The organism is Enterobacter sp. BIDMC 26, assembly GCF_000534435.1.
Classification (GTDB): Bacteria; Pseudomonadota; Gammaproteobacteria; order Enterobacterales; family Enterobacteriaceae; genus Enterobacter; species Enterobacter ludwigii.
On record NZ_KI973182.1, the window covers coordinates 497116 to 503638 of the forward strand.

Consider the following 6523-nt stretch of genomic DNA (forward strand, 5'->3'; position numbering starts at 1 on the left):
AGGAGCTGAATATGTGGTATTTCGCATGGATTTTAGGGACGCTTCTTGCCTGTGCATTTGGTGTCATTACTGCCCTGGCGCTTGAGCACGTCGAAGCGTCTAAAGCAGGTGAAGACAAACACTAATGAACATTATCGCGACGCTTTACGCGGTAATGGATAAGCGCCCGTTAAGGGCGCTTTCTTTAGTGATGGCATTACTGCTGGCAGGTTGTATCTTCTGGGACCCTTCGCGCTTTGCAGCGAAGACCAGCGAGCTTGAGATCTGGCACGGCTTCCTCATTATGTGGGCGGTGTGCGCAGGTGTGATCCACGGCGTAGGCTTTCGTCCGAAAGCGGTGCACTGGCAGGGGATTTTCTGCCCACTTATCGCCGATCTGGTGCTTCTCGCTGGCTTGATTTTCTTCTTCTTCTGAATAAGAAATGTCCGTTAATGATATGGGCTTACCCTGGCCCATAAAAATTTACTCTCCGTTTACTTTCTCCCATTCCAAACCATCTTTCCCGCGCGTATAGTAGCGAAGTTTAAAAGCTCTAACTTTTGTTGCATTACCGGGATGTAAAGTGAATACAACGCTGTTTCGATGGCCGGTTCGTGTCTATTACGAAGATACCGATGCCGGGGGTGTGGTTTACCACGCCAGCTACGTTGCTTTTTATGAACGGGCACGCACAGAGATGCTGCGCCATCATCACTTTAGTCAACAGGAGCTGTTGGCTGAGCGAGTTGCCTTCGTGGTTCGCAAGATGACGCTTGAGTATTTTGCGCCTGCCAGACTCGACGATATGCTCGAAGTCCAAACTGAAATTACATCAATGCGCGGAACCTCAATGGTTTTCACGCAGCGGATAGTCAATGCAGAAAATACGGTACTGAACTCAGCTGAAGTCCTGATCGTCTGTGTTGATCCAACCATAATGAAGCCTCGTGCGCTTCCTAAGTCTATTGTCGCGGAGTTTAAGCAGTGACTGACATGAATATCCTTGATTTGTTCCTGAAGGCAAGCCTTCTGGTTAAACTTATCATGTTGATTTTGATTGGTTTTTCAATCGCATCCTGGGCCATCATCATCCAGAGAACGCGTATCCTCAATGCGGCTGGCCGTGAAGCAGAAGCGTTTGAAGATAAGTTCTGGTCGGGTATTGAGCTTTCTCGTCTGTATCAGGAAAGCCAGGGACGCCGTGATAACCTCGTAGGCTCCGAACAGATTTTCTATAGCGGATTCAAAGAGTTTGCTCGTTTGCATCGCGCAAACAGCCACGCGCCCGAAGCGGTCGTGGAAGGTGCCTCGCGTGCGATGCGTATCTCCATGAATCGCGAGCTGGAAAACCTTGAAACGCATATTCCTTTCCTGGGGACCGTTGGTTCCATCAGCCCGTATATCGGTCTGTTTGGTACGGTCTGGGGGATTATGCACGCCTTTATCGCCCTGGGGGCGGTGAAGCAGGCGACGTTGCAGATGGTTGCCCCGGGTATTGCAGAAGCACTGATTGCGACCGCTATCGGTCTGTTTGCGGCGATCCCGGCGGTTATGGCTTACAACCGTCTGAACCAGCGCGTGAATAAACTGGAACTGAACTACGACAACTTTATGGAAGAGTTCACCGCGATTCTGCACCGTCAGGCGTTTACCAGTACCGAGAGTAACAAGGGGTAAACCATGGCCAGATCGCGTGGACGAAATCGTCGCGAGCTCAAGTCCGAAATCAATATCGTTCCACTGCTGGACGTTCTGTTGGTACTGCTGCTGATCTTCATGGCGACAGCACCCATCATTACCCAGAGCGTGGAGGTTGATCTGCCGGATGCGACAGAATCACAGGCGGTAAGCACCAATGACGATCCTCCGGTCATCATTGAGGTTTCCGGTGTAGGGCAATACAGCGTAGTGGTAGAAAAAGATCGTATGGATCAACTGCCACCTGAGCAGGTTATTGCTGAAGCGCAGCGACGCCTGGAGTCAAATCCGAAAACGGTCTTCTTAATCGGTGGCGCGAAAGACGTACCATACGATGAAATTATTAAAGCGCTGAACTTGCTACATAGCGCGGGCGTTAAGTCAGTTGGCTTAATGACTCAGCCTATTTGATCATCTGCGTAGTTTTTGGGAACCGATAGTGTCAAAGGCAACCGAACAGAACGACAAGCTTAAGCGAGCGATAATCGTCTCCGCAGTGCTGCACGTTATTCTTTTTGCAGTGCTGATCTGGAGTTCGTTCGACGAGCACATTGATGCATCATCGGGCGGCGGTGGAGGCTCTTCCATTGACGCCGTCATGGTGGATCCCGGTGCGGTAGTGCAGAACTATAACCGCGAGCAACAGCAGAAGGCGAGTGCAAAACGGGCTGAAGAGCAGCGTGAAAAACAGGCGCAACAGCAAGCGGAAGAACTGCGTGAAAAGCAGGCCGCTGAGCAGGAGCGACTGAAGCAGCTTGAGAAAGAACGTTTGCAGGCGCAGGAAGCGGCGAAAGAGCAGGCGGAACAGCAGAAGCAAGCTGAAGAGGCCGCGAAGAAAGCTCAGGAACAGCAGAAGCAGGCGGAAGAGGCGGCAGCCAAAGCCGCGGCGGACGCGAAAGCACAAGCTGATGCCCAGGCAAAATTAGCGGCGGAAGCAGCGAAGAAAGCCGCAGCCGATGCTCAGAAGAAAGCTGAAGCCGAAGCGGCGAAGAAAGCCGCTGCTGATGCTCAGAAGAAAGCTGAAGCGGAAGCGGCAAAAAAAGCTGCTGCTGATGCTCAGAAAAAAGCTGAAGCGGAAGCCGCGAAGAAAGCCGCTCAGGAAGCAGAGAAGAAAGCTGCTGCCGATGCTGCGAAGAAAGCGGCTGCTGCCGAGAAGGCTGCAGCAGAAAAAGCGGCCGCTGCTGAAAAAGCCGCAGCAGAGAAGAAAGCCGCCGCCGAGAAAGCGGCTGCTGACAAAAAAGCTGCAGCAGAAAAAGCTGCTGCCGATAAGAAAGCAGCTGCAGAGAAAGCCGCCGCCAAAAAAGCGGCCGCCGCTGAGAAAGCCGCGGATGCCGCTGGCGTTGACGATCTCCTGGGCGACCTGAGTTCTGGTAAGAATGCGCCGAAAGCGGGCGGTGGTGCGAAAGGAAACAATGCAGCACCAACAGGAAGTGGTAACACTAAGAGTAACGGTGCTTCTGGTGCAGAAATCAACGGTTATGCCGCGCAGATTAAATCCGCTATCGAAAGCCGATTCTATGATGCGTCTTCCTACACCGGTAAAACGTGCACGCTGCGTATAAAACTGGCGCCGGATGGCATGCTCCTTGATATTAAGTCCGAAGGTGGCGATCCCGCTTTATGTACTGCAGCACTTGCCGCAGCGCGGCAGGCTAAGATGCCTAAGCCGCCGTCACAGGCAGTCTACGAAGTCTTTAAAAATGCACCGCTGGACTTCAAACCTTAAGTTACATTTTCCCCGTGCAAACGGGGAAAAATAGACCAGGGTTAGTCACAGGGTTTAGTAGTTTTGTCTATTTGGGTTTGTTAACATTCTGCTAAATTATCGTGGGTAAGGTTACCCGGATAAGGGAGATATGATGAAGCAGGCATTACGTGTAGCATTTGGTTTTTTAATGCTGTGGGCAGCAGTACTGCACGCAGAAGTACGTATCGAGATCACCCAGGGGGTGGATTCGGCACGACCAATCGGTGTTGTTCCGTTCCAGTGGGCCGGTCCTGGCGCTGCGCCTGAAGATGCCGGTGGCATCGTTGCGGCTGACCTGCGTAACAGCGGTAAATTCAACCCATTAGATCGTTCTCGTCTGCCTCAGCAGCCGGGCAGCGCGCAGGAAGTACAGCCTGCTGCATGGTCTGCACTCGGTATTGATGCTGTCGTTGTTGGTCAGGTTACACCTAACCCGGACGGCTCTTACAACGTTGCCTGGCAGCTGGTTGATACCGGCGGTGCACCGGGTACCGTTCTGGCACAGAACTCTTACAAGGTCACTAAACAGTACCTGCGCTACGCGGCACACGCTGCCAGCGATGCGGTATTTGAAAAACTGACCGGCATTAAAGGTGCGTTCCGTACCCGTATTGCTTATGTGGTACAGACCAATGGCGGTCAGTTCCCGTATGAGCTGCGCGTATCTGACTACGATGGTTACAATCAGTTCCTGGTGAAACGTTCTTCTCAGCCGCTGATGTCTCCAGCCTGGTCTCCGGACGGTTCTAAACTGGCTTATGTTACCTTCGAAAGCGGTCGTTCAGCGCTGGTTATCCAGACGCTGGCTAACGGTGCTGTTCGCCAGGTTGCGTCGTTCCCTCGTCACAACGGTGCGCCTTCGTTCTCTCCGGACGGTACCAAACTGGCGTTTGCGCTCTCTAAAACCGGTAGCCTGAACCTGTACGTGATGGACATTGGCTCTGGTCAAATTCGCCAGGTGACCGATGGTCGTAGCAACAACACCGAACCGTCCTGGTTCCCGGACAGCCAGAACCTGGCATTTACGTCTGACCAGGCAGGTCGTCCACAAATCTATAAAGTGAACGTCAACGGCGGTGCTCCACAGCGTATTACCTGGGAAGGTTCGCAGAACCAAAACGCAGATGTGAGCAGCGACGGTAAATTTATGGTAATGGTCAGCTCCAACGGTGGGCAGCAGCACATTGCCAAACAAGATCTGGTAGCGGGTGGCGTTCAAGTTCTGTCGTCAACGTTCCTGGATGAAACGCCAAGTCTGGCACCTAACGGCACTATGGTAATCTACAGCTCTTCTCAGGGGATGGGATCTGTGCTGAATCTGGTTTCTACAGATGGGCGTTTCAAAGCGCGTATTCCGGCAACTGATGGACAGGTAAAATCACCTGCCTGGTCGCCGTATCTGTAAATAATAATTAATTGATTACTAAAGGAATCATAGAAATGCAACTGAACAAAGTGCTGAAGGGGCTGATGATCGCTCTGCCTGTAATGGCAATCGCAGCGTGTTCTTCTAACAAGAATGCAAGCAATGACCAGAGCGGCGAAGGCATGATGGGTGCCGGTACCGGTATGGACGCGAATGGCAATGGCAACATGTCTTCTGAAGAGCAAGCGCGTCTTCAGATGCAGCAGCTGCAGCAGAACAACATCGTTTACTTCGATCTGGATAAATACGACATCCGTTCTGACTTCGCTGCGATGCTGGATGCTCACGCTAACTTCCTGCGTAGCAACCCGTCTTACAAAGTCACCGTAGAAGGTCACGCGGACGAACGTGGTACTCCAGAGTACAACATCTCCCTGGGTGAACGTCGTGCTAACGCCGTTAAAATGTACCTGCAGGGTAAAGGCGTTTCTGCTGACCAGATCTCCATCGTTTCTTACGGTAAAGAAAAACCTGCAGTACTGGGTCACGACGAAGCGGCTTACTCCAAAAACCGTCGTGCCGTACTGGTTTACTAAGAGAATTGCATGAGCAGTAACTTCAGACATCATCTGTTGAGTCTGTCGTTACTGGTTGGAATAGCGGCCCCCTGGGCCGCTTTTGCTCAGGCACCAATCAGTAGTGTCGGCTCAGGCTCGGTAGAAGACCGGGTCACTCAACTCGAGCGTATTTCTAACGCTCACAGTCAGCTTTTAACCCAACTCCAGCAACAACTTTCCGACAACCAAAACGATATTGACTCTCTCCGTGGTCAGATTCAGGAAAGCCAGTATCAGCTTAACCAGGTTGTGGAACGTCAGAAGCAAATCTTGCTGCAGATGGATAGCCTCAGCAGCGGTGGCGCAGCTGCGCAGCCAGCAGCAGGCGATCAGAGCGGTGCGGCGACGTCGCCCCCTGCTCCTGCGGCAGATGCTTCGGCCTCGACGGGAGCGCCTGTTCAGAGCGGTGACGCGAATACGGACTACAACGCGGCCATTGCCCTGGTACAGGATCAATCTCGTCAGGATGACGCTATCGCTGCGTTTCAGAACTTTGTGAAGAAATACCCTGATTCTACTTATCTGCCCAATGCAAATTATTGGCTGGGTCAGCTGAATTACAACAAGGGTAAAAAGGACGATGCGGCGTTTTATTTTGCCTCAGTGGTGAAAAATTACCCGAAATCGCCAAAAGCGCCTGATGCGATGTTTAAAGTCGGCGTCATCATGCAGGACAAAGGTGACACTGCGAAAGCGAAAGCGGTTTATCAGCAGGTGGTTGCTAAATTCCCTGGCACCGAAGGTGCGAAGCAGGCGCAAAAACGTCTGAATTCGATGGGATGATTATCGCATGACCAGAAATCGCGTTATTTCTGGTCGTGCAGCATGATTCGTAAGCAGTTAAGTGATCTTCATCGAAATTTTTGTTGCGCTGAATTCTTAAATCAGTAATATATGCCGCCGTTGCCACGGGATATCAAACAACGTGAAAACAGCGTAAAAGTGGGTCGTTAGCTCAGTTGGTAGAGCAGTTGACTTTTAATCAATTGGTCGCAGGTTCGAATCCTGCACGACCCACCACTTAAAGCAGTTCCGGTAGTACAGAGTGGGTGATTAGCTCAGTTGGTAGAGCATCTCCTTTACACGGAGGGGGTCGGCGGTTCGAGCCCGTCATC

The 6523-nt window shown here is 51.9% G+C and carries 9 protein-coding genes and 1 tRNA gene; all 10 read left to right on the forward strand.

The window, feature by feature from the left end; all coding sequences use genetic code 11:
- The first annotated feature begins 11 nt into the window (after positions 1-11).
- The 10 genes from cydX to L462_RS20880 all read left to right on the forward strand — a co-directional run bounded on the left by cydX (position 12) and on the right by L462_RS20880 (position 6428).
- Positions 12-125 (forward strand): cytochrome bd-I oxidase subunit CydX, encoded by a 114-nt coding sequence (cydX, locus tag L462_RS20925; RefSeq protein WP_014169181.1) that lies wholly within the window; start codon positions 12-14, stop codon positions 123-125.
- Positions 125-415, forward strand: coding sequence for a cyd operon protein YbgE (gene ybgE / locus L462_RS20920; protein ID WP_010428735.1), 291 nt, complete (start codon positions 125-127; stop codon positions 413-415). Before cydX ends, ybgE begins: the two co-directional genes overlap by 1 nt.
- A 148-nt stretch (positions 416-563) precedes the next feature.
- Complete coding sequence (gene ybgC, locus L462_RS20915; protein ID WP_014169183.1) at positions 564-968, forward strand: tol-pal system-associated acyl-CoA thioesterase; 405 nt, start codon at positions 564-566, stop codon at positions 966-968.
- Positions 965-1657, forward strand: coding sequence for a Tol-Pal system protein TolQ (gene tolQ / locus L462_RS20910; RefSeq protein WP_014169184.1), 693 nt, complete (start codon positions 965-967; stop codon positions 1655-1657). The genes ybgC and tolQ overlap by 4 nt, the downstream gene beginning before the upstream one ends.
- Before the next feature lie 3 nt (positions 1658-1660).
- On the forward strand, positions 1661-2089 hold the full coding sequence (tolR, locus tag L462_RS20905; RefSeq protein ID WP_014169185.1) for a colicin uptake protein TolR: 429 nt from the start codon (positions 1661-1663) through the stop codon (positions 2087-2089).
- A 28-nt stretch (positions 2090-2117) separates the two neighbouring features.
- Positions 2118-3404 carry a cell envelope integrity protein TolA gene (gene tolA / locus L462_RS20900; protein WP_025204649.1) on the forward strand — a complete coding sequence of 429 codons (1287 nt, stop codon included), beginning with the start codon at positions 2118-2120 and terminating at the stop codon, positions 3402-3404.
- A gap of 133 nt (positions 3405-3537) precedes the next feature.
- Positions 3538-4830, forward strand: coding sequence for a Tol-Pal system beta propeller repeat protein TolB (gene tolB, locus L462_RS20895; RefSeq protein ID WP_025204648.1), 1293 nt, complete (start codon positions 3538-3540; stop codon positions 4828-4830).
- A gap of 35 nt (positions 4831-4865) precedes the next feature.
- Entirely contained in the window at positions 4866-5387 is a 522-nt protein-coding gene (gene pal / locus L462_RS20890; RefSeq protein ID WP_003858578.1) for a peptidoglycan-associated lipoprotein Pal, read from the forward strand.
- 9 nt (positions 5388-5396) lie between these two features.
- The gene (gene cpoB / locus L462_RS20885; protein WP_032677703.1) at positions 5397-6191 is read left to right on the forward strand and encodes a cell division protein CpoB; all 795 of its coding nucleotides are present in this window, start codon (positions 5397-5399) and stop codon (positions 6189-6191) included.
- Between the two features lie 161 nt (positions 6192-6352).
- Positions 6353-6428 (forward strand) — tRNA-Lys (locus tag L462_RS20880).
- The last annotated feature ends 95 nt before the right edge of the window (positions 6429-6523 follow it).

Excerpts from the sequence above, each read along its gene's own strand:
- ybgE (WP_010428735.1), top strand. The coding sequence starts at position 125 with ATGAACATTATCGCGACGCTTTACGCGGTAATGGATAAGCGCCCGTTA.
- tolB (WP_025204648.1), top strand. The coding sequence starts at position 3,538 with ATGAAGCAGGCATTACGTGTAGCATTTGGTTTTTTAATGCTGTGGGCA.
- tolR (WP_014169185.1), top strand. The coding sequence starts at position 1,661 with ATGGCCAGATCGCGTGGACGAAATCGTCGCGAGCTCAAGTCCGAAATC.
- cydX (WP_014169181.1), top strand. The coding sequence starts at position 12 with ATGTGGTATTTCGCATGGATTTTAGGGACGCTTCTTGCCTGTGCATTT.
- cpoB (WP_032677703.1), top strand. The coding sequence starts at position 5,397 with ATGAGCAGTAACTTCAGACATCATCTGTTGAGTCTGTCGTTACTGGTT.
- pal (WP_003858578.1), top strand. The coding sequence starts at position 4,866 with ATGCAACTGAACAAAGTGCTGAAGGGGCTGATGATCGCTCTGCCTGTA.